The organism is Streptomyces phaeochromogenes (assembly GCF_001418655.1).
Classification (GTDB): domain Bacteria; phylum Actinomycetota; class Actinomycetes; order Streptomycetales; family Streptomycetaceae; genus Streptomyces; species Streptomyces phaeochromogenes.
This window is the reverse complement of record NZ_LIQZ01000136.1, coordinates 483-20,305: the sequence shown is the minus strand read 5'-3', so window position 1 is coordinate 20,305 and position 19,823 is coordinate 483. Positions and strand designations below refer to the sequence as shown.

Sequence of the window (19,823 nt, the reverse complement as noted above, 5' to 3'; positions counted from 1 at the left end):
CTCCGGCTACCGGGCCTGTGTCCCGCCGGACGCCAGGCTGGACACCGAGGCCGGAGCCGGGGCGTAGCCGGTGGGCCGGGTGGTGAAGACTCCCCGGCCCTGCGTCCGGCTGCGCAGCCGGGTCGCGTAGCCGAACAGCTCGGCCAGGGGCACGGTGGCGGTGATGACCGCCGTGCCCGCTCCCCCTCCCGTTCCCCCGCGCGTGGTCGAGTCGGTGACCCGTCCGCGCCGCGCGGCCAGGTCGCCGAGCACTCCGCCCACGGAGTCCTCGGGCACGGTGACGGTGACCTCGACCACCGGTTCCAGGAGGACCATCGCGCAGGCGCGCAGTGCCTCCCGGAGCGCCTGCCGTCCGGCCGTCCGGAACGCCATCTCCGAAGAGTCCTTCGAATGGGTCGCGCCATCCGTGAGGACGACCCGCAGCCCGGTCACCGGATGACCGCCGACCGGCCCTTCACCCAGCGCGTCCCGGCAGCCGGCCTCCACCGACCGCACGTACTCCTGCGGTACGCGTCCGCCGACGACGACCGAGCGGAACTCGAAGCCCGTCGCACTGTCACCGGCCATGCGGGAGGAGTCCGGCAGCGGCTCCACGTCGAGGACGACATGCGCGAACTGCCCCGCGCCACCGTCCTGTTTGACGTGCCGGTGAACGTGCCCGGTGACCCCGCGTACGACCGTCTCCCGGTACGCCACCCTCGGCCGGCCGACCCGGACGTCCAGTCCGTGGGCGCGCCGGATCTTCTCCACCGCCACCTCCAGATGCAGTTCGCCCATGCCGGACAGCAGTGTCTGCCCGGTCTCGGGGTCGGTCCGGACGACCAGCGAGGGGTCCTCCTCGACCAGCCGTGTCAACGCCGACACCAGGCGGTCCGTGTCCGTGCGGGCACGGGCCTCGACCGCCACCGAGACGACCGGTTCGGCGGTGGTCGGCGGTTCGAGGACCAGCGGAGCCCCGGGCGCGCACACGGTCGCACCGGCGCGGGCGGTCTTCAGCCCGACCACCGCGACGATGTCCCCGGCGACCGCCAGGTCCAACCGGTCGTGCCGGTCGGCCTGGACCCGCAGGATCCGCCCGATCCGCTCGGTGCGCGGCGCGCCGGCGTCCCACACGGTCACAGCCTCTCCCTTCCGGATCGTTCCCGAGTACACACGCAGGTAGGTCAGCCGCCCGGTGGCGGTGGCGTTCACCTTGAACGCCAGCGCAGCGAACGGCGCCGCGGGGTCGGCGGCCCGCTCCTCCTCCCCGCCGTCCTGGTCACGGACACCGCGCACGGCGGGTACGTCCAACGGCGAGGGCAGGTAGGCCACCACGGCGTCCAGCAGCGGCTCGATGCCCCGGTTGCGATAGGCCGAGCCGCACAGCACGACCACTCCGTCACCGGTACGGGTCAGGTCGCGCAGGGCGCCTTCGAGGGTCCGCGCGGAGACGACCGACTCCGCGCAGAACTCCTCCAGCGCGCCGGGATGGAGTTCGGCGACAGCCTCCTCCAGCACCCGACGCCGCCGACGGGCCTCGTCCACCAGCGCATCGGGTACGGGCCTCTCCTCGACCGAGTCAAGGCCGTCGGCCCAGACCAACGCCCGCATACGCAGCAGATCGACGACCCCGCAGAACCCGTCCTCGGCACCGATCGGCAACTGCACGACCAGCGGGGCCGGATGCAGCCGCTGCCGGATCGACTCGACGGCCGCGTAGAGGTCGGCACCGGCCCGGTCCAGCTTGTTGACGAAGGCGATGCGCGGAACCCCGTACCGGTCGGCCTGCCGCCACACGGACTCGCTCTGCGGCTCGACCCCCGCGACGGCGTCGAACACCGCGATCGCGCCGTCGAGCACCCGCAGCGAACGCGCGACCTCGTCGGAGAAGTCGACGTGTCCCGGAGTGTCGATGAGGTTGATCCGATGCCCGTCCCAGCCACAACTCACGGCCGCGGCAAAGATGGTGATCCCCCGGTCCCGCTCCTGCGAGTCGAAGTCCGTGACGGTCGTGCCGTCGTGGACCTCGCCCCGCTTGTGCGTGGTCCCGGTGACATACAGGATCCGCTCGGTGACGGTGGTCTTCCCGGCGTCCACGTGGGCGAGGATGCCCAGATTGCGGACGGCGGTGAGTGGGTTGACGGGATTTCGGTGGGGTTCGGTACGCACGGCCCATGGCCTTTCGGGATGTTCCAGAAGGGGTCGGCGCAATTCCCGGACGAACGGACCATGACCCACGGCCATGTCCTACGACCCATGCCCTACGGGCACGCCCGAACCCGCGCAGCCGCAACCGCGAACGGATGCGCATGCGGGGCGAGTCGGGGCGAGGAGCGTGCGGAAGTCAGGCGTTCGTCAGGGCAATCCGGTCCCGGCCGCGCAGCCGACACCGGACACCCGAAGACACGAGGATCACCTCGTACCGCGACGGGGGAACAACAACAGCGGTGCGGTAACGCATGGCTGGGCTCCCCTCAATGGTCACGGGGCGCACCGCGGTGGTGTGCGGCGCGCGTTGTGGGGCGAGTCTAGGGAACGGGGTGGCGCGGGGCATCGGGTTTTTCGACCTCGTTCCTTCCGCCTCGCGCCGTGCCCCGCGGTCCAGGATCCGGACGCCGGAAGCAGGCCTGACCCAGGACGCACCGTGAGCACTTTCCGACCTGGTCATGCACGCTCCTTCGATCCAGGTCCCGTGTCGGGACCAAGCTTGGAGGTACCGGACGCGCCGGACCAGTAAGTACCGCCCGTCCGCACCGAACCGGTCCCCGACGGCCTCCTCGACCGTCGTGGGTCTGTCCGTCGCCGGTCGGTAAGGAACCTTGACGCGGGTCGGTGACGCGAGGAGATTGGCGTGACGGAGCCGATGGCGTAGCGGCAGATCCACCTCAAGGCCCCGCCGACCGGCTCCGGTTGGGGGCATCATGGCTGCCAGAACGCTCTTTCGATTGGCCGTCGGATTCGCCACGTCGATGGCGGTCGCGACCTCGACCGCGCTGGTGGGCACCGCGCAGGCGGCTCCACGCCCGGCCGCCGCGGATCCGGCGGTGATCACGGAGTGGAACGCCGTCGCGGTGCGGACGATCTTCGCGGAGGCTCAGCAGCCGCCGCCGGTAGGGCAGCTGTACCTGGGCTTCGTCTCGATCGCTGTGCACGACGCGGTATCGGCCGTCGACGGCACATACGCACCGTACGCGCAGCAGCCGCGCGCCCACCGCCACGCCTCTCCGCAGGCCGCCGCGGCGACGGCCGCGTACGAGGTCCTCACCCACTACTTCCCGGCGTCCGCGCAGGCGCTCGGCTCCGACTACGCCGCGTCGCTCGCGAAGATCCCCGAAGGTGTCGGCAAGACATACGGCATCCGGGCAGGGAAGACGGCCGCCGCCACCCTCGTACGGCTGCGTACGGGCGACGGCCGCAACGCCGACGTCACGCTGAACGTGACTCCCGCGCCCGGAGTGTGGCGTCCGACGCCGCCGGCGTTCGCGCCGATGGCCGTGCCCTGGCTCGGATTCGTACGGCCGCTGCTGCTCAAGTCGCCGACCCAGATCCGGCTCCCCGGCCCCGACGCCCTGAACAGCAAGGCGTACGCGCAGGACGTCGCCGAGGTCAAGGCGATGGGCGCGGCCTCCGGCAGTGCACGCACGCCCGCGCAGACCGAGACCGCCCTGTTCTGGAACGACAACGTGCCCCGCCAGTACCAGACCGCGTTCCGCGACCTGGCCACCCGGCGCCATCTCGACCTGGACGACAGCGCGCGGATGTTCGCCCTCCTCAACGCGACCGCAGCGGACACGGCCATCGCCTGCTGGCGGGGCAAGTACGACCATGCCTACTGGCGTCCCATCACGGCGATCCAACTCGCCGGCACAGACGGCAACCCGGCCACCACGCCCGACCCGGCGTGGAGCCCGCTGGTCGCGACCCCGCCCTATCCCGAGTACCCGAGCGGACACGCCTGCCTCACCGGCCCCACGACGGCCGGCCTCAGCCACCTGTTCGGGGCGCGGCACATCGACCTGACGGTGAACTCGGCCGTCACCGGCACGACCCGGCACTACACCACCGCGAAGGCGCTGAACCAGGAGACGATGAGCGCCCGGATCTGGCTGGGCTTCCACTTCCGCAAGGCGATGTCCGACGGCAACCAACTGGGCCGCGCGGTGACCAGTTGGGCGGTGGGGCGCTACTTCCAGCCCGTCGGCCGGTGACCATACGAGGACCTCGTCGTCGCCCCGCACAAGCGAGCAACCCACCCTTCTCGCCGGTCAGTTCGCCCCGTCGCCCCGCCGCTGTTCCGCGCGGGCCGGCGCGATGATGGTGGGCGCCTGGCCGGGCGGTGCGGGGCTGTCCGATCCCAGTACTTGGCAGCGTGTCAGGCCGTGGCGGGACCACAGTGCGGCCGTCCAGGCGCAGAGGAGTGCGTCGATGAGGTCTTCGCGGTGCTTGTAGAGGGCGTCCCGCTCCGGTGAGGGCTCGGTCATGAGTTGGTGGGAGACCGGGTGGGAGGCGAGGAGCAGCGGCGGGTCGGCCTCGGCCAGGCCCGAGAGACGGACGATCAGCTCGTCGCACGTGTCCGCCCGCGTCGCCCGCCACCCCTGCGGCGGCTTCCGTCCCGGCCGCTTGTACCTGGGGCGTTCCTGGTCGTAGCCCAGCTCCGCGGCGCCGACCAGGGTCGTGTACGGATAGCACTCGGACATGACCAGCCCGTCGGCCGGGGGCCCGCCCCTGCCGTCGTCGTAGACCCAGCCCGACGCCTCCAGCCGTTCCCGCAGCAGGACGCCGGCCTGGTGGCGAGAGCCCTGGTTGGTGCTGTTCGCGCTCACCTTCCAACGCCCGTACCGTCGGCCGACGTCACGCTCGCACGGCCGCTGGCCGGCCGGATTGTCGACGACCAGCGGCGCGTCGACGAAGACCAGCGTCGATCCGTCGACGGCCGTCCTCGCAAGCCACTCCGTCGTCTCCTCGACCCCACGCGTCCAGCCGCAGTCGATCACCCTGCCGCGACCGTCGATGGCGGCCACGCCGGTCTCGTTGGGCCTGGCGCGCGCGCCGCCGTGCCCCCAGGCGAGGTCGATGCCGATGAACCGCTCCATCCCCATGCGTCGGTGGTACCAGACATCGGACCCCGTCGCGTAGGGCGGCAGTCCCCTGCTAGCCCATCGCCTGGTTGCTGTCCCGGTGGCTGCCCCAGCCGTGCCAGCGGTCGATCTCGATCCACGCGCTGACCCGGCGGCGTTTCCGGCTCGTGTACGCGTGGCCCAGGTACTGCGTGGACAGCCGGTCGATGTCGGCCAGGCCCTCGTCGTCACGCAGCTCGGCGACCCGGCCGATGAGGGTCACATGGGTGTACCAGCCGGACTCGTCCAGCACCGTCAGGGTGACCCGCGGGTCGTTGCGGATGTGGTCGAGCCGCTTGCGGCCCTCGTCCATGTTGACCAGCACCCGTCCGTCGTCCCAGAGGTACCAGGTGGCCGCGGACACCGGCTGTCCGTCGGAGCGGAGGGTGGCGATGACGGCGGGGTTGGGCTTCCTCAGCATGGCGACCACGGCCTCGGGAAGCGGCGGCTTCGACACGGACTCTCCTCTGCATCGGGGGTTCACGTTCTGCACGGCCCCGTGTGTCCGGCCCCGTGCTCCCAGCCACTGCGTCCGGGCCCTGAAGCACGTCGGTTGATCCACGGGGCGCACACCCACGCTGCCACATCCCGGAGCCGAACCCCCGACGCCTCCCGGGGCACACGTGGCGGAACCGGGTCGGGAGGGGCCTCCGATATGCCCGTACGCCCGCCCGTCGTTGTATAACCGGCCCATGATCTACCACGCCGTGACACTCGGTGACTGGACCGCCCGTCCCGACCAGCCGTACGCCCCCGCCTCCCTCGCGGAGGAGGGTTTCGTCCACTGCTCCCCCGACGAGACGACCACCCTCGCCGTGGTCAACGCCTTCTACCGGGACGCGCCGAGGCCCCTGCTGGCGCTGCTCCTCGACGAGGGCCGGCTCACCGCGAGGTGCGTATGGGAGGCGGCGGATCCCACTCCGCCGCCGGGGGTCGACGAAGGCGTCCTGTTCCCTCACGTGTTCGGCACCCTCGACCGCGACGCCGTCGAACGCGTCCTGGAGATCCAGTGGGACGAGGAGGGCCGGGCGACGGGCCTGAAGGACCTGAACCGAGGGACGTGAACTGTCGGCTCACCGAGCCCTCACCCGGCCCTACTCGCCCTTGAGTTCCGCGATGCCGACGGGCACGCCGGTGGTGACCGACCGGACGGCCGCGAGCGCGATCGACAGTGCGGCCCGGGCGTCCTCACCGGTGGCCGAGGGGGTGCGCCCGGTACGGACACTGTCGGTGAAGTCGGCCAGTTCGGCTACGTACGCGTCGTGGAACAGGTCCTGGTCGTAGGTGACGCAGTCGGCCGCGGCGCCGTCCGGGCCGTACGAGGTGAGATGGGTGCGGCGGATGTCGCCCATGGTGAGCATTCCTGCGGAGCCGAACACCTCGCCGCGCACGTCATAGCCGTACACGGCCTGGAAGTTGGCCTCGGCGGTGGCGAGGGCGCCGTTGTCGAAGCGGATCGTGACCACGGCGGTGTCGAGCAGGCCGCTGTCCTTGAAGTCGGGGCGGACGAGGGCGTCGGCCCAGGCGAAGACCTCGACCGGTTCGGCGCCCGGGTTGAGGAAGCGCAGGGTGTCGAAGTCGTGGATGAGGGTCTCAAGGAAGATCGTCCACGGCGGGATGCGGGACGGGTCGTTCAGCTTGGGGTCCCGGGTGAGCGAGCGCAGAAGTTGGGGCGTACCGATGTCGCCGGCGGTGATCTTGTCGTGGGCGGCGCGGAAGCCGGGGTCGTAGCGGCGGTTGAAGCCGACCTGGAGCGGCACGCCCGCGTCACGGGCCGCGGCGATGGCCCGGTCGGCCTCCGCGAGCGTGACGGCCATGGGCTTCTCGCAGTAGACCGCCTTGCCCGCCCGGGCCGCGGCCACGACCAGGTCGGCGTGGGTGCGGGCCGGAGTGGAGATCACCACCGCCTCGACCCCCGGGTCGGCGAGGAGCTCGCCGATCTCCGTGTACGCCGTGGGAGAGCCGACGTGGTCCGCGAGCCGGTCCGCCAGCTGGTTCGCGGCGCCCGGCGCCGGGTCGGCGACCGCGGCGAGGCGTACACCGGGGAGGCGGCGGGCGAGCGTCTCGGCGTGGAAGGAGCCCATCCGTCCGGCACCGATGAGGCCGACGGCGAGGGGCTGGGGTGTGGTCATCCGGGTTCTCCGTACGTCTGCGGGCGGGCGTCGCCGGCGGGAAGGGGTACGTGTGGAATGCGGCGCCGTGGAATTGCGGTGCCGCGTGGAGGCGGCGCCGTCAGGGAGTGAAGGCCGAGCGGAACCGCTCCATGGCGAGGTCGCTGTCGGTGGAGGCCCATGCCTCCATGGCGACGGTGCCCTCGTAGCCGAGGTCCACCAGGGCGCTCGCGACGGCCGGGTAGTTGATCTCCCCCGTCCCCGGCTCGCAGCGGCCGGGGACGTCGGCGACCTGGATCTCGCCGATCAGGCCCAGGCCGTGGGCCCGGCGGACCAGTTCGACGAGGTTCCCCTCGCCTATCTGCGCGTGGTAGAGGTCGAGGTTCATCCGCAGCCCGGGGCGGTCCACGGCCGCGACCAGTGCCAGGGTGTCGGCGGCCTTGGCGAACGGCACCCCGGGGTGGTCCACGGCGGTGTTGAGGTTCTCCAGGGTGAAGGTGATCCCGGCGCTCTCGCCCAGCTCGGCGAGACGGGTGAGCGTGCGGTGGGCGGCGATCCACATCTCCCCGGTGGGCTCGCCGGTCACCGGCACCACGGGCAGCCCTTCACCGTCCAGGCCGGTGCCGTGGAGGTTCAGCCGGGGGCAGACCAGCCGCTCGGCCGCCCGGACCGACTCCTCGGCGGTACGCAGGAGTTCGGCGGCCCCGTCCTCGTCGGTGAGGCTGCCGCGGATGTAGCCGGTCATCGAGGAGAACTCGGCCGGGGTCCGGGCCAGGGCGTCGAGATCGTGCCGGGTCCAGTCCCAGATCTCGACCTGGAATCCGGCGTCGTGAACGCGCCGTGCCCGCTCGGGCATCGGCAGGTCCCGGAAGACCATCTCGGCACAGACCGCCAACGTGAACATCGCTGTTCGCCCTCTCTCGTTCGCCACGGGGACACGACTGACTAGAACGTTCTAGAATCGGCCGGGAGTAGCAGTACGCCAGCCACCGAGGCGCCGTGTCAAGCTCCGGGACGACTCGGATCTAGAACGTTGCAGTTCTCTCCGACCAGTGCGTTCGCCCTTGGTCTACGATCGTCGGCGGAAGCAGACACCTCGGCGGGGCACGCCCCTCGACCGAGTCACACACCTCGACCAGGGAGGCCGGCGGTGCCAGCGACCCCCGCGGTCCCGGACGGAAAGCGGCCGACCCTCGCCGACGTGGCGGCCCTGGCCGGTGTGTCCACGGCGCTGGTCTCCATCGTGATGCGCGAGGCCAAGGGCGCCAGCGCGGCCACCCGCGAGCGGGTGCTGGAGGCGGCACGGGAGATCGGCTACCGGCCGGACTCCCGGGCCCGGTTGCTGCGCAGCAACCGCTCGCGTCTGCTCGGGGTGCAGTTCGGTCTCCAGCATCCCTTCCACACCGACCTCGTGGAGGGCATCTACGCGGCGGCCGAATCCGCCGGCTATCAGGTCGCCCTCAGCGCCGTCGCGCCCAGCCGCAGTGAGCGGCAGGCGGTGGAGACACTGCTCGGCGACCGCTGCGAGGCCCTGATCCTGCTCGGTCCGCAGGCCCCCGCCGCACGGCTGGCCGAGCTGTCGGCGCAGCTGCCGGTGGTCTCCGTGGTGCGGCGGCTGCGCCCGCCCGCCGCCGGTGTGGACGTCGTACGCACCGCGGACGACGAGGGTGCGCGCCAGGCCGTCGACCATCTGGTGGCCCTCGGGCATCGCGACATCGCACATGTCGACGGCGGAAAGGCACCCGGCGCCGCCGACCGGCGCCGTGGCTACCGCACCGCCATGAACCGCCACGGTCTCGCCGGCCGTGCGCGCGTCCTGCCCGGCGGCCTGACCGAGGAGGACGGTGCCACGGCCGCCCGCGCTCTCCTCGACGCCCGGCCACGGCCCACCGCCGTGCTCGCCTTCAACGACCGCTGCGCCACGGGCGTACTCGACGCGTTCCTCCGCGCCCGGGTGCCCGTTCCCGACGAGATCTCCGTGGTCGGCTTCGACAACAGCCACCTCGCCCGCCTCGCCCACATCGACCTCACCACCGTCGGCCAGGACGCCTCCCGCCTCGCCGAACTCGCCGTCGGCCGGGCCGTCGCGCGGCTGGAGGGCGAGAAGCGGTCCGGCACGGAGACCGTCATCGCCCCGCACCTCGTGACCCGCGGCACCACGGCGGCACCACCGGAGGGCATCAAGCCGGTCGTACGTGACTGAGAGGCCGTGTCGGTCGCACCAGGTACCAGGTACCAGGTGAAGCAACCGAGCCGGTCGTGCCCGGTGAAGTGCGTGAACGCATCGGTCAGGAATCGAGAAGCGTCGCCCGCGAGCCGCGGCTAGCGTGACGGGCATGTGCTTCACCACCCAACCGGGCTTCCCCCCGCGCAACAACACGGACGCGTCCTCGGACGCCTCAGGAGAGACCATGACCGGCTCTGCCGCACAGGGAGTCACGACCGTGCCGGACACCGAGACGGAGCCGACCGGGACGACCGCCGCCCCCCGCTCCCGCGACCGGCGTCGTCGCGACACCGAGCACCGGCTCACCCACGACGTCGATCTGTGGGTGGCGAGTGCTTCGGCGGACGGTACGCCCTACCTCGTACCGCTGTCCTTCGAGTGGGACGGCGAGACGCTGCTGGTGGCCACGCCCACGAAGAGCCCCACCGGCAGGAACCTGGCCGCCACCCGGACCGTACGGCTGGGTCTTGGCCCGACCCGGGACGTGGTCATGATCGATGGCGAGGTCGAGGTCCTGGAGATCGACGAGCTGCCGAAGGAGCGGGGTGACCGGTTCGCCGCGCACACCGAATTCGATCCGCGGACACTGGCCACGCCGTACCGCTGGTTCCGTGTCTCTCCGCGCCGCATCCAGGCCTGGCGCGAAGTGAACGAACTGGACGACCGTGAGCTGATGCGCGACGGCCGCTGGTCGGTCTGACCTCGGCCGGGCGAGGGCCGGGGCACCTCGGCCGACACCGCCGATCAGGAATGACGGCGTCCCGTTGCCGCGACCGGCGCGGACAACGTAGAACCAGACATGCTGCTCGAAGCCGGTCGGACCGATCGAGCCAGGCGACGCCGACGGAGAACCGCGGGAGCGGGCCCGTCCCACGGAGGGAGACACCATGAGCAGGACCACGAGGACGGACGCGCAGTCGCCTGCGACGCACGATGCCGACAGCCACGACATGATCCGCGTGCACGGCGCGCGCGAGAACAATCTCAAGGACGTCAGCATCGAGATCCCCAAGCGGCGGCTGACGGTGTTCACCGGTGTCTCCGGCTCGGGCAAGAGCTCCCTGGTGTTCGACACGATCGCCGCGGAGTCGAAACGGCTGATCAACGAGACGTACAGCGCCTTCCTGCAGGGCTTCATGCCGACGATGGCGCGGCCGGAGGTGGACGTACTCGACGGGCTGACGACCGCGATCACCGTCGACCAGCAGCGGATGGGCGGCGACCCCCGCTCCACGGTCGGCACCGCCACCGACGCCAACGCGATGCTGCGCATCCTCTTCAGCCGGCTGGGCAAGCCGCACATCGGGCCGCCCAGCGCGTACTCCTTCAACACGGCCTCGGTCCGGGCGAGCGGCGGGATCACCGTCGAGCGCGGTGCCGAGAAGACCAAGACCGTGAAGGCGACCTTCAACCGCACCGGCGGCATGTGCACGCGCTGCGAGGGCCGGGGCAAGGTCTCCGACATCGACCTCACCCAGCTCTACGACGACTCCAAGTCGCTCGCCGAGGGCGCGTTCACCATCCCCGGCTGGAAGTCGGACAGCCAGTGGACCGTGCAGGTCTACGCCCAGTCCGGCTTCGTCGACCCGGACAAGCCGATCCGCAGCTTCACCAAGAAGGAGATGCAGGCCTTCCTCTACGGCGAGCCGACCAAGGTGAAGGTCAACGGCGTCAACCTCACCTACGAGGGCCTGATCCCCAAGATCCAGAAGTCGTTCCTGTCCAAGGACAAGGAAGCGATGCAGCCCCACATCCGGGCGTTCGTGGAGCGGGCGGTCACCTTCGCCACCTGTCCCGAGTGCGACGGCACGCGGCTGACCGAGGGGGCCCGGTCGTCGAAGATCAACCGGAAGAGCATCGCCGACGCCTGCGCGATGGAGATCAGGGACCTGGCCGAGTGGGTACGGGGCGTCAAGGAGCCGTCGGTGGCGCCGCTGCTCACCGCGCTCCAGCAGACCCTCGACTCGTTCGTGCAGATCGGTCTCGGCTATCTCTCGCTCGACCGGGCGTCGGGCACGCTGTCCGGCGGTGAGGCGCAGCGCGTGAAGATGATCCGCCACCTCGGCTCCTCGCTCACCGATGTCACGTACGTCTTCGACGAGCCCACCGCGGGCCTGCACCCGCACGACATCCAGCGGATGAACAACCTGCTGCTGCAGCTGCGGGACAAGGGCAACACCGTGCTCGTCGTCGAGCACAAGCCGGAGGTGATCGCGATCGCCGACCATGTCGTCGACCTCGGCCCCGGCGCCGGCACGGCGGGCGGCACGGTCTGCTTCGAAGGCACCGTCGAAGGGCTGAAGGCCGGCGACACCATCACCGGCCGGCACCTCGACGACCGGGCCTCCCTCAAGGAAGAGGTCCGCAAGTCCACCGGTGCGCTGGAGATCCGCGGCGCGACGGCGAACAACCTGCAAGGCGTCGACGTCGACATCCCGCTCGGGGTGCTCAGCGTCATCACCGGCGTCGCGGGCTCCGGCAAGAGCTCGCTCGTGCACGGGTCGATCCCCACCGAGGAAGGTGTGGTGTCCGTCGACCAGAGCCCGATCCGCGGCTCGCGGCGCAGCAATCCGGCGACGTACACCGGACTGCTCGACCCGATCCGCAAGGCGTTCGCCAAGGCCAACGACGTGAAGCCCGCGCTGTTCAGTGCCAACTCCGAGGGCGCCTGCCCGAGCTGCAACGGCGCCGGCGTCATCTACAGCGACCTGGGGATCATGGCCGGCACCGCCACCACCTGCGAGGACTGCGGCGGGAAGCGGTTCGACGCGTCGGTCCTCGAGTACCGCCTCGGCGGGCGCGACATCAGCGAAGTGCTCGCCATGCCGGTCACCGAAGCCGAGGAGTTCTTCGGCAGCGGCGAGGCGGCCACGCCGGCCGCGCACCGGATCCTGCAGCGGCTCGCCGACGTCGGGCTCGGCTATCTCACCATCGGCCAGCCGCTCACCACGCTGTCCGGCGGCGAGCGGCAGCGGCTCAAGTTGGCGACTCACATGGGCGACAAGGGCGGTGTCTACGTCCTGGACGAACCGACCACCGGCCTCCACCTCGCCGACGTCGAGCAGCTGCTGGGCCTGCTCGACCGGCTCGTCGAATCCGGAAAGTCGGTCATCGTCATCGAGCACCACCAGGCGGTCATGGCGCACGCGGACTGGATCATCGACCTCGGTCCCGGCGCAGGCCACGACGGCGGCAAGATCGTGTTCGAGGGGACCCCCGCCGACCTCGTCGCCGCCCGGTCCACCCTCACCGGCGAACACCTGGCGGCGTACGTCGGCGCTTGATCGCCTATCTTGACGCGTATGCAGTCCTACACGATCGGCCAGGCAGCGCGGCTGCTCGGAGTCAGTCCGGACACCGCCCGGCGGTGGGCGGACGCGGGCCGGGTGGCCACGCACCGGGACGAGGGCGGGCGGCGCCTCGTCGACGGGCGGGACCTGGCCGCCTTCTCCGTCGAGCTGGCGAAGAGCGGCAGCGAGGAGGACGTCTCGTACACCTCCGTCCGCAACGCCTTTCCTGGCATCGTCACCGCCGTGAAGCTCGGCGACGTCGCGGCCCAGGTGGAGATCCAGGCCGGTCCGCACCGGCTGGTGTCGCTGCTGACCCGGGAGGCCGTGGAGGAGCTGGGTCTTGAGGTCGGGGTGGAGGCCACCGCCCGGGTGAAGTCGACGAACGTGCACATCGACCGCGCCTGAAGGGAGCGAGGGACTTTTGCTCCTGAGGGGAGCGGGGGTGGCCTCCGCCGATCACAACTCGGCCCGGAGGCCGGTCACATCCCGCCCTGGAGACCGGTCACTTGGTGACCGAGTACCGGCGCGCGGTCACTTGGTGACCGAGTACGAGTGCGCGCCCGTTCCCGCCAGTGCGCCGCCGTCGACGATCAGGTACTCGTCGCGGATCGGGCGGCCGGCGAAGAAGGCCTCCAGGATCTCCCGGGTTTCCGCCGCGTAGCGGGCCTGGGCGGAGAGGGACGAGCCGGAGATGTGCGGGGTCATGCCGTGGTGCGGCATGGTCCGCCAGGGGTGGTCGGGCGGGGCCGGCTGCGGGTACCAGACGTCGCCCGCGTAGCCCGCCAACTGGCCGCTGCGCAGCGCCCGGTCGACCGCGTCCTGGTCGGTGATCTTCGCCCGCGCGGTGTTGATGAGATACGCGCCGCGCTTCATCTGGCCAAGAAGCTTGTCGCCGAACAGCCCTTCCGTCTCGGGGTGCAGCGGCGCGTTGATCGTGACGACGTCGCAGTGCGGCACCATGTCGGCGGCCGTCTCGTGGAAGGTCAGGCCCAGCTCCCGCTCGATGTCCTCGGGCAGACGGTGACGGTCGGTGTAGTGCAGCTTCACATCGAAGGGCGCGAGGCGGCGCAGCACCGCGAGCCCGATGCGCCCGGCGGCCACCGTGCCGACGTGCATGCCCTCCAGGTCGTACGAACGGGCCACGCAGTCGGCGATGTTCCAGCCACCGTCGAGCACCACCTGGTGGGACGGCAGATAGTTGCGGACGAGGGACAGCGTCATCATCACCACGTGTTCGGCGACGCTGATGCTGTTGCAGTACGTCACCTCCGCGACCGTCACCCCGTGGGCGATGGCCGCGTCGAGGTCGACGTGGTCGGAGCCGATGCCGGCGGTGACCGCCAGCTTGAGGTTCTTCGCGGCGGCGACGCGTTCCGGGGTCAGGTACGCCGGCCAGAACGGCTGGGAGATCACCACGTCCGCGTCGGGCAGTTCACGGTCGAAGACCGAGCCGTCGCCGTCCTTGTCGGAGGTGACGACCAGGGTGTGCCCGGCGGCCTCCAGGAAGCGGCGCAGGCCGAGTTCGCCGGAGACGCTGCCGAGGAGGTGGCCCGGCGTGAAGTCGACCTCGGACGGGGTCGGGGTGGTCTGCCCGCCGGGGTAGTGGTCGATCGCGGGGAGGTCGTCACGGGCGTACGAGGTCGGGTATCCGTCGGTGGGGTCGTCGTACAGGACGCAGAGCACCTTGGCCATGTCGCAGCTCCTCGACTCCGGGGTCCGGGAGTTCGACTCAACTCCCGTGCGGGAAGGTGGAATTCACGATCCTCCGGGTCGAATGCGCTGGTCAAAGCGAACTTGGCTATGCCCGTATAGCCGACGGCTATCAGCCCGGATCCGCGGTTTCCAGGTACGTCCGCAGCCGTTCGTCCAGCGCCTCGCGTACGCCCGCCTCCCGTGCCACCGCCACCAGCGCCGCGGCCAGTACGGAGGGAGGGTCGTCCGGGCCGGTCACCAGTCCCACCCTCGGTCCATGGGCGGGCCCCTCCAGCGGTACCACCCGCATCCCCTCCGGTACGCCGAACATGTGCAGCCACGCGTGCGAGATCACGCTGGACCAGCGGCCTCCGGGGAGGTGCGCGTACAGCCCTGCCACGCTGTCGGACTCGATCGCGGGGGCGGCCTTCGCGCCGTCGGCCGCGAAGCACTCGTCGATGATGCGGCGGTTGCGCATGCGCGGGCCGAGCAGACACAGCGGGAGGGCGGCGGCCTGGGCCCAGCGGGCCGTGGAGGCGGTGCCGAGCGGGCCGTCGGTGGGGGTGAGCAGGACGTACCGCTCCTCGTACAGCGGCAGTCGGCGCAGCGAGTCGTCGTCGAGGTACGTCATCGCCGCGTCCAGCTCGAACTCGGCGAGTCCGTGGGTGATGTCGACCGAGGACAGGGACTCGATGCTGACGCGGGCGCGCGGGTGACGGTCGCAGAAGGGGGTGGTCAGCAGGGAGGCGGCGGGCAGCGCCGTGGGGACCACCCCGAGCCGGAGCGTGCCCGTGAGGCCGTCGCCGAGGGCGGACAACTCCTGGCGGAGTGCGTCGCGTTCGGCGAGCATGCGGTGCGCCCAGGCCAGGACCACCTCGCCCTCCGGGGTGAGGCCCTCGTACCGTCTCCCCCGCCGCACGATCGGGACGTGCAGTTCGTGTTCGAGGCGGCGGATCGCGGCGGACAGCGAGGGCTGGGAGACGTAGCAGGCAGCCGCCGCGCGGGCGAAGTGGCGCTCGCGGGCGAGGGCGACCAGGTATTCCAGCTGACGCAGTTGCATGCGTGACCTCCGCGCGAGGGGGCCCCGGGACCGGGTGCCGGTGTGCCGACGTACAGCATGGGCCGAGCGGCGAGCCTCCGGGGAAGCCGACCCTGCGTCGGCTGCTGTCACATGCCGGCCGGTGTCACGTACCGGCTGGTGTCGTGTGTCGCGCGAGCATGACCGGCGGGCGGGGTCGAAGGCGGGACCGGCGGCTGTACGGGCAGTTGCGAGGGACTGGCTCACTCCTGAGCCGACTGCCGTCAGTGTCAGGCGTCTTCGGGTTCCAGCTCGAAGGTGAAGTAGATGCTCAGGGTGTAGGGCTCGTCCTCGTCGTACGCGAAGTCCCATGAGACATCGATCAGGAAGACCTGGTTCTCCCCCACCCACTCCTGGGCTTTCCCGAAGGCTTCCGCGGCGGTTGTGGCGGGGAACAGTTTCCTGGCCATGGGATGCACCTGGCTCTCGGCATCCGAGTCGTCGAACCCCTCCGGAACGTCCAGGCAGAGGTTGGGATCGAGCTCCATGGGCTGCGCCCTTTCAGTCGGTTGCCGGTACACGTGGACAGAGGCTGAACCTGACCCTGATCCTCCGAACACGACGCCGGGTAAGACGACCGCGTACCTGGAAGGGTTGCTTCGCGGGGCGTCGGCGGTATGGCGCAAGTCACAACGGACCGCGGTATCGAGGGGAGTTGCAGGAGCGTCCTCTCCCCCACGGGGATCATGCGCCGTCCTGCGGGCCATGCCGACGGACGTGCGGCAAGGACGCCACAGCGCATGGTCGGAGACAGGGGGAACCGACGTTGCGCCGCGGATACAAGTGGGTGGACCGCGAGTTGTCCCGGATGGACCCGGAGACCGACTGGGAGCGGATGGTCTCGCTCTATGTCGGCCACCGCGTCCCGGAGTTCGCCCTGGCGATGATGGTCTATCCGGGCACCATGCGCATGATGCAGCCGGGGTTCGGGTCCGCCACGCTGGCCCACACCTCGAAGCTGGAGAAGAGACCCCACCGGCGTTTCCAGGACGGCAACGACTTCCTGATGGCCTGGATGGTGGACGGCCTGTCCAGTACGGCGGGCCGCGAGGCCGCCGCACGGCTGAACCGCATCCACCGGGCCGTCGCCCGAAGAACCCCGCACTTACCCGGCAACTTCGACGACCCCGACGACTTCGTCTATCCGCTGGTGCTGCTGGCCACGTTCGGCGACCGCCTCCAGACCTCGCTGGGTCTGTCCGGCACGAGCGAACCCATGAAGACCGCCTGGCACCGATGGGCGCAGGCCCTCTTCCACCTCCTGGAACGCGAGTCCGGCCCACTGTCCGACGAGGCGTTTCCCGAGAACTGGGACGCGATGACCGCGTTCGCCGCCGAGTTCGAGTCCAGGCCGTACGAGCCGACGGAGTCCGGCCATCGCGTGGCGACCGCAATGATGGACTTCTTCGCCGAACGCTGGTTCCCCGCCCCCTTACGGTCGTTCGGCAGCGACCTGACCCGCTACCTCGCGGGCGAGCGGGTCTGCCGGCTCCATCGCGTCGGCTGGATCAGCCCCCGCCGCGAGCGTCTCGTCCGCGTCTTCCTGAAATCCGCGTTCCGCGCCCAGCGCCTGTTGCCGGACTCCCGCACACCGCTTCCGATACGCCTCCGCCGGAACCGGCGAACCAACGCACAGCTCAAGGAACTTGAGCCGTACCGGACCGCCCGCGCTACATGAGGTACTGCCACTTGGTCATGCGGTCCTTCAGATCGATGGTCGGCCCGTCCAGGGTGAAGGTTCCGTCTCCGCGGTGGTGGAACAGCCAAGGTTGGGGCTGTGAGGGGTCGGTCCACGCCCTGACGGGTACCACGGTGGCGGCCATGTCCGCCGTCGGGACCGGGTTCGATGAGTCGGTGAACCTGGTCCAGAGGGTGGGGCTCAAGGTCCCGCTGCTACTGCTCCTTGCCGGCGAGGTCGGCCACGGGGGCGGCTGCGGGGGCGTGTTTCGGGGCGGCTGCCTGAGCCTGTTGCGGCTCGGCGGCCCGTGCCTGCTTCGGCTCGACCGCCATGGCCCTCAGCGTCTCGAAGGCGGTCGCCGTCGGGCTGGCCGGTTCGGCCTGGTAGACGACCAGTTGCTGATGCGGGGCCCCATTGACCGTGAAGGCGGCGAACTTGATGTTCAGGTCTCCGACCTCAGGATGCTTGAGGTGCTTGCCCTCCTGGGACTTGCTCTTGACCTCGTGCATCTTCCAGAGCGCGGCGAACTCCTCGCTCTGGGCCGACAGTTCCGCGACGACCTCGGCGATACGGGCCGATTCGGGATCGTGGCCGTAGGCGGCCCTGATCTCGGCGACACAGGAGTGCGCGGCTCGCTCCCATTCCTGGTAGAACTCGCGCCCCGCCGGGTCGACGAACACCATGCGGGCGAGGTTGTCGAACCGGTCGAACCCGCTGTGGAGAGCCGTGGCGAGGGAGTTGCCCGCCATGATGTCGAGGGCCGGGCCGACCACGAAGGCCAGGGTGTGCTCCCACCCGTCCATCAGTTGCAACAGTTGCCGGCTGACCTCCGCCTCGCCCCAGTGGCGCGGGCGCTGCGAGGCGGTGAGGCAGAGGCGGTTGAGGTGGTCGGCGGCTTCCGCGTCCAGTTTCAGGGCGAGTGCCACGGCCTCGACCACCTGCGCCGAAGGGCTGCTTTCACGGCCCTGTTCCAGCCTGATGTAGTAGTCGGAGCTGACTCCCGCAAGGAGCGCGACTTCCTCTCTGCGCAGTCCCGGCACCCGACGCCGCCCGTATTCGGGAAGACCGACATCGTGCGGCTTGAGTGCCTCTCGACGGGCTCTGAGGAAATCACCCAAAGGTGTTCCATTGCTCATGCGGCAAGCCTAGATGGTTTCCGGCCGGTCAGAAGTCCCGAGTGCGCAATATGACGCCGGGCGACAGGAACGTACACGCAGAGTAGCCACAGAGTGGAGCGCACCCGCAATCCTGGGTGTAACGCACCCACCGTCCGCACACCATTTCCGGGCGTTCTCCGCCTAGCCTCGAAAGCATGGACAACGACACGCGCCCCGACCTGGTTGAAGGGCTGGGTCGGTTTCTCCGCTCCCACCGGGAACGTCTCACCCCCGCGGACGCGGGGCTGCCCGGCGCCGGCCGGCGAAGGGTGCCCGGACTGCGGCGCGACGAGGTCGCGGCGCTCGCGGGAGTCAGCCTGAGCTACTACAGCCGGCTGGAGCAGGGCCGTGAACTCAGCCCCTCGCCGCGGGTTCTGGAAGCCATGGCCCGCGTATTGCACCTCGGGGAAGAGGACAAGAAGGAACTCTTCCGGCTGGGCCGGCCGACGACCCGGCGCACGAAGTCCCCGTTCCGCGTCGAGCGTGTCCGCCCGCACATGCGGCAACTCATCGAAGGCTGGACCGGGACACCGGCCTTCATCATCGGCCACGCCCAGGACCTGCTGGCCACCAACGCGCTGGCCGACGCCCTCTACGGCGACTTCGCGCAGCACGACAACGTACTGCGCATGCTCTTCCTGGACCCCGCGGCGAAGACCTTCTACCGGAACGCGGAACGGGCCAAGAACCGTGCGGTCGCCGACCTTCAGCAGACCGCCGCGAGCACCCCCGAGGATCCCCGCATCCTGGAGCTCGTCGGTGAACTGTCCGTGCGCAGCGGCGAGTTCCGCTCCCTGTGGGCACGCGAGTACACGCGGGTCCCGCCGTACGAGGTCAAGCAGATGTACCACTCCGGCGTGGGAGAGCTGGAATTGAGGCATGAGGCCCTCAGCATCCGCAGCGCGCCGGGACAGCAGCTGGTCATCCTGCAGGCGGAGCCGGGTTCTCCCTCCGCGGACCGCCTGTCCCTGCTGGGTTCCATCAGCGCGCCCGAAGTACCTCACCAGCAGGATCCCGCACACGGCACCTGAGCCGGGTGCATGGCTCTCGACGACATCGCCAAGTACCGAAGGCCACGCAGCACGTTGCGTGGCCTTCGGTGCTTCGCGCGGACGTTCGCCTCGTCTTCCTAGGTATGGGACTCCCAGGAAAAGCACGGCCTTCATCGCGCCATGACCCACGGGCAGACTCGAATACGTCAACAGGAAATCCCCGAAAAGGGGAAACGACGAAAGAGGTTTCTCCCATGGCTACGTGGTTTGTCACCGGCGCTTCCCGCGGAATCGGTGCTGAAATCGCTCGGGCCGCCCTGGCGGGCGGTAACAATGTCGTGGTCGCCGTACGGAACCCGGAGCGTGTGCCCGCCGATCTGAAGGATTCCGACCGTGTATTCGCGGTCGCCCTGGACGTCACGGACAACGACAGCATCCCGCAGGCGGTCGACGCCGCGGTGGAGCGGTTCGGCGGCATCGACGTCCTGGTGAACAACGCCGG

At 70.4% G+C, this 19,823-nt stretch carries 19 protein-coding genes; 9 read left to right on the top strand and 10 right to left on the bottom strand.

Going from position 1 to position 19,823, the window contains the following annotated elements:
- Window positions 1-6 precede the first annotated feature (6 nt).
- Window positions 7-2,148 (bottom strand): elongation factor G, encoded by a 2,142-nt coding sequence (gene fusA / locus AOK17_RS18875; RefSeq protein ID WP_055613669.1) that lies wholly within the window; start codon window positions 2,146-2,148, stop codon window positions 7-9.
- Window positions 2,149-2,900: 752 nt separating this feature from the next.
- On the opposite strand from fusA, the gene AOK17_RS18870 reads away from it, so the two are divergent.
- Window positions 2,901-4,187: a vanadium-dependent haloperoxidase gene (locus tag AOK17_RS18870; RefSeq protein ID WP_063997252.1), complete on the top strand. Its 1,287-nt coding sequence runs from the start codon at window positions 2,901-2,903 to the stop codon at window positions 4,185-4,187.
- Window positions 4,188-4,244: 57 nt separating this feature from the next.
- Here AOK17_RS18870 and AOK17_RS18865 read toward each other — a convergent pair whose 3' ends face one another.
- Both AOK17_RS18865 and AOK17_RS18860 read right to left on the bottom strand, forming a co-directional pair.
- Window positions 4,245-5,078, bottom strand: a complete 834-nt coding sequence (locus tag AOK17_RS18865; protein ID WP_055613667.1) for a DUF429 domain-containing protein — start codon at window positions 5,076-5,078, stop codon at window positions 4,245-4,247.
- Window positions 5,079-5,130: 52 nt separating this feature from the next.
- The gene (locus tag AOK17_RS18860; protein ID WP_055613666.1) at window positions 5,131-5,553 is read right to left on the bottom strand and encodes a PPOX class F420-dependent oxidoreductase; all 423 of its coding nucleotides are present in this window, start codon (window positions 5,551-5,553) and stop codon (window positions 5,131-5,133) included.
- Window positions 5,554-5,788: 235 nt separating this feature from the next.
- Here AOK17_RS18860 and AOK17_RS18855 point away from each other — a divergent pair, with 235 nt between their 5' ends.
- A complete protein-coding gene (locus AOK17_RS18855; protein ID WP_055613665.1) occupies window positions 5,789-6,160 on the top strand; it encodes a DUF952 domain-containing protein in 372 nt (123 codons plus the stop codon).
- Between the two features lie 30 nt (window positions 6,161-6,190).
- On the opposite strand, the gene AOK17_RS18850 is transcribed toward AOK17_RS18855, so the two are convergent.
- Together AOK17_RS18850 and AOK17_RS18845 are read right to left on the bottom strand one after the other, a co-directional pair.
- A complete protein-coding gene (locus AOK17_RS18850) occupies window positions 6,191-7,228 on the bottom strand; it encodes a Gfo/Idh/MocA family oxidoreductase (RefSeq protein ID WP_055613664.1) in 1,038 nt (345 codons plus the stop codon).
- 100 nt (window positions 7,229-7,328) lie between these two features.
- The gene (locus tag AOK17_RS18845) at window positions 7,329-8,111 is read right to left on the bottom strand and encodes a TIM barrel protein (RefSeq protein ID WP_055613663.1); all 783 of its coding nucleotides are present in this window, start codon (window positions 8,109-8,111) and stop codon (window positions 7,329-7,331) included.
- 246 nt (window positions 8,112-8,357) lie between these two features.
- On the opposite strand from AOK17_RS18845, the gene AOK17_RS18840 reads away from it, so the two are divergent.
- From AOK17_RS18840 to AOK17_RS18825, 4 genes are all read left to right on the top strand, one after another.
- Window positions 8,358-9,410, top strand: coding sequence for a LacI family DNA-binding transcriptional regulator (locus AOK17_RS18840; RefSeq protein ID WP_055613662.1), 1,053 nt, complete (start codon window positions 8,358-8,360; stop codon window positions 9,408-9,410).
- Window positions 9,411-9,618: 208 nt separating this feature from the next.
- Window positions 9,619-10,134, top strand: coding sequence for a pyridoxamine 5'-phosphate oxidase family protein (locus AOK17_RS18835; protein ID WP_055613699.1), 516 nt, complete (start codon window positions 9,619-9,621; stop codon window positions 10,132-10,134).
- Window positions 10,135-10,321: 187 nt separating this feature from the next.
- Window positions 10,322-12,718: an ATP-binding cassette domain-containing protein gene (locus AOK17_RS18830; RefSeq protein ID WP_055613661.1), complete on the top strand. Its 2,397-nt coding sequence runs from the start codon at window positions 10,322-10,324 to the stop codon at window positions 12,716-12,718.
- A gap of 18 nt (window positions 12,719-12,736) precedes the next feature.
- Window positions 12,737-13,129 carry a TOBE domain-containing protein gene (locus AOK17_RS18825; RefSeq protein WP_055613660.1) on the top strand — a complete coding sequence of 131 codons (393 nt, stop codon included), beginning with the start codon at window positions 12,737-12,739 and terminating at the stop codon, window positions 13,127-13,129.
- 126 nt (window positions 13,130-13,255) lie between these two features.
- Here the strand turns inward: AOK17_RS18825 and AOK17_RS18820 are convergent, their stop codons facing one another.
- From AOK17_RS18820 to AOK17_RS18810, 3 genes are all read right to left on the bottom strand, one after another.
- A complete protein-coding gene (locus tag AOK17_RS18820) occupies window positions 13,256-14,416 on the bottom strand; it encodes an NAD-dependent formate dehydrogenase (RefSeq protein ID WP_055613659.1) in 1,161 nt (386 codons plus the stop codon).
- 130 nt (window positions 14,417-14,546) lie between these two features.
- Entirely contained in the window at window positions 14,547-15,476 is a 930-nt protein-coding gene (locus AOK17_RS18815; protein ID WP_055613658.1) for a LysR family transcriptional regulator, read from the bottom strand.
- Window positions 15,477-15,724: 248 nt separating this feature from the next.
- Window positions 15,725-15,982: a hypothetical protein gene (locus AOK17_RS18810; RefSeq protein WP_055613657.1), complete on the bottom strand. Its 258-nt coding sequence runs from the start codon at window positions 15,980-15,982 to the stop codon at window positions 15,725-15,727.
- A 278-nt stretch (window positions 15,983-16,260) separates the two neighbouring features.
- On the opposite strand from AOK17_RS18810, the gene AOK17_RS18805 reads away from it, so the two are divergent.
- A complete protein-coding gene (locus tag AOK17_RS18805; RefSeq protein ID WP_055613656.1) occupies window positions 16,261-17,172 on the top strand; it encodes an oxygenase MpaB family protein in 912 nt (303 codons plus the stop codon).
- On the opposite strand, the gene AOK17_RS51665 is transcribed toward AOK17_RS18805, so the two are convergent.
- Together AOK17_RS51665 and AOK17_RS18795 are read right to left on the bottom strand one after the other, a co-directional pair.
- Entirely contained in the window at window positions 17,165-17,377 is a 213-nt protein-coding gene (locus AOK17_RS51665; protein ID WP_055613655.1) for a hypothetical protein, read from the bottom strand. The genes AOK17_RS18805 and AOK17_RS51665 overlap by 8 nt on opposite strands.
- A 10-nt stretch (window positions 17,378-17,387) precedes the next feature.
- Complete coding sequence (locus AOK17_RS18795; RefSeq protein WP_079053120.1) at window positions 17,388-18,308, bottom strand: helix-turn-helix transcriptional regulator; 921 nt, start codon at window positions 18,306-18,308, stop codon at window positions 17,388-17,390.
- Between the two features lie 176 nt (window positions 18,309-18,484).
- Here AOK17_RS18795 and AOK17_RS18790 point away from each other — a divergent pair, with 176 nt between their 5' ends.
- Entirely contained in the window at window positions 18,485-19,360 is an 876-nt protein-coding gene (locus tag AOK17_RS18790; RefSeq protein WP_055613654.1) for a helix-turn-helix transcriptional regulator, read from the top strand.
- 215 nt (window positions 19,361-19,575) lie between these two features.
- The coding region (locus tag AOK17_RS52290; RefSeq protein WP_245697223.1) for an SDR family NAD(P)-dependent oxidoreductase at window positions 19,576-19,823 on the top strand (248 nt) is incomplete at its 3' end.

Bases quoted from the DNA above. Each gene is read 5' to 3' on its own strand.
- AOK17_RS18870 (WP_063997252.1), top strand. From the start codon at position 2,901: ATGGCTGCCAGAACGCTCTTTCGATTGGCCGTCGGATTCGCCACGTCG.
- AOK17_RS18865 (WP_055613667.1), bottom strand. From the start codon at position 5,078: ATGGGGATGGAGCGGTTCATCGGCATCGACCTCGCCTGGGGGCACGGC.
- AOK17_RS18855 (WP_055613665.1), top strand. From the start codon at position 5,789: ATGATCTACCACGCCGTGACACTCGGTGACTGGACCGCCCGTCCCGAC.
- AOK17_RS18850 (WP_055613664.1), bottom strand. From the start codon at position 7,228: ATGACCACACCCCAGCCCCTCGCCGTCGGCCTCATCGGTGCCGGACGG.
- AOK17_RS18845 (WP_055613663.1), bottom strand. From the start codon at position 8,111: ATGTTCACGTTGGCGGTCTGTGCCGAGATGGTCTTCCGGGACCTGCCG.
- AOK17_RS18835 (WP_055613699.1), top strand. From the start codon at position 9,619: ATGACCGGCTCTGCCGCACAGGGAGTCACGACCGTGCCGGACACCGAG.
- AOK17_RS18830 (WP_055613661.1), top strand. From the start codon at position 10,322: ATGAGCAGGACCACGAGGACGGACGCGCAGTCGCCTGCGACGCACGAT.
- AOK17_RS18825 (WP_055613660.1), top strand. From the start codon at position 12,737: ATGCAGTCCTACACGATCGGCCAGGCAGCGCGGCTGCTCGGAGTCAGT.
- AOK17_RS18820 (WP_055613659.1), bottom strand. From the start codon at position 14,416: ATGGCCAAGGTGCTCTGCGTCCTGTACGACGACCCCACCGACGGATAC.
- AOK17_RS18815 (WP_055613658.1), bottom strand. From the start codon at position 15,476: ATGCAACTGCGTCAGCTGGAATACCTGGTCGCCCTCGCCCGCGAGCGC.
- AOK17_RS18810 (WP_055613657.1), bottom strand. From the start codon at position 15,982: ATGGAGCTCGATCCCAACCTCTGCCTGGACGTTCCGGAGGGGTTCGAC.
- AOK17_RS18795 (WP_079053120.1), bottom strand. From the start codon at position 18,308: ATGAGCAATGGAACACCTTTGGGTGATTTCCTCAGAGCCCGTCGAGAG.
- AOK17_RS18790 (WP_055613654.1), top strand. From the start codon at position 18,485: ATGGACAACGACACGCGCCCCGACCTGGTTGAAGGGCTGGGTCGGTTT.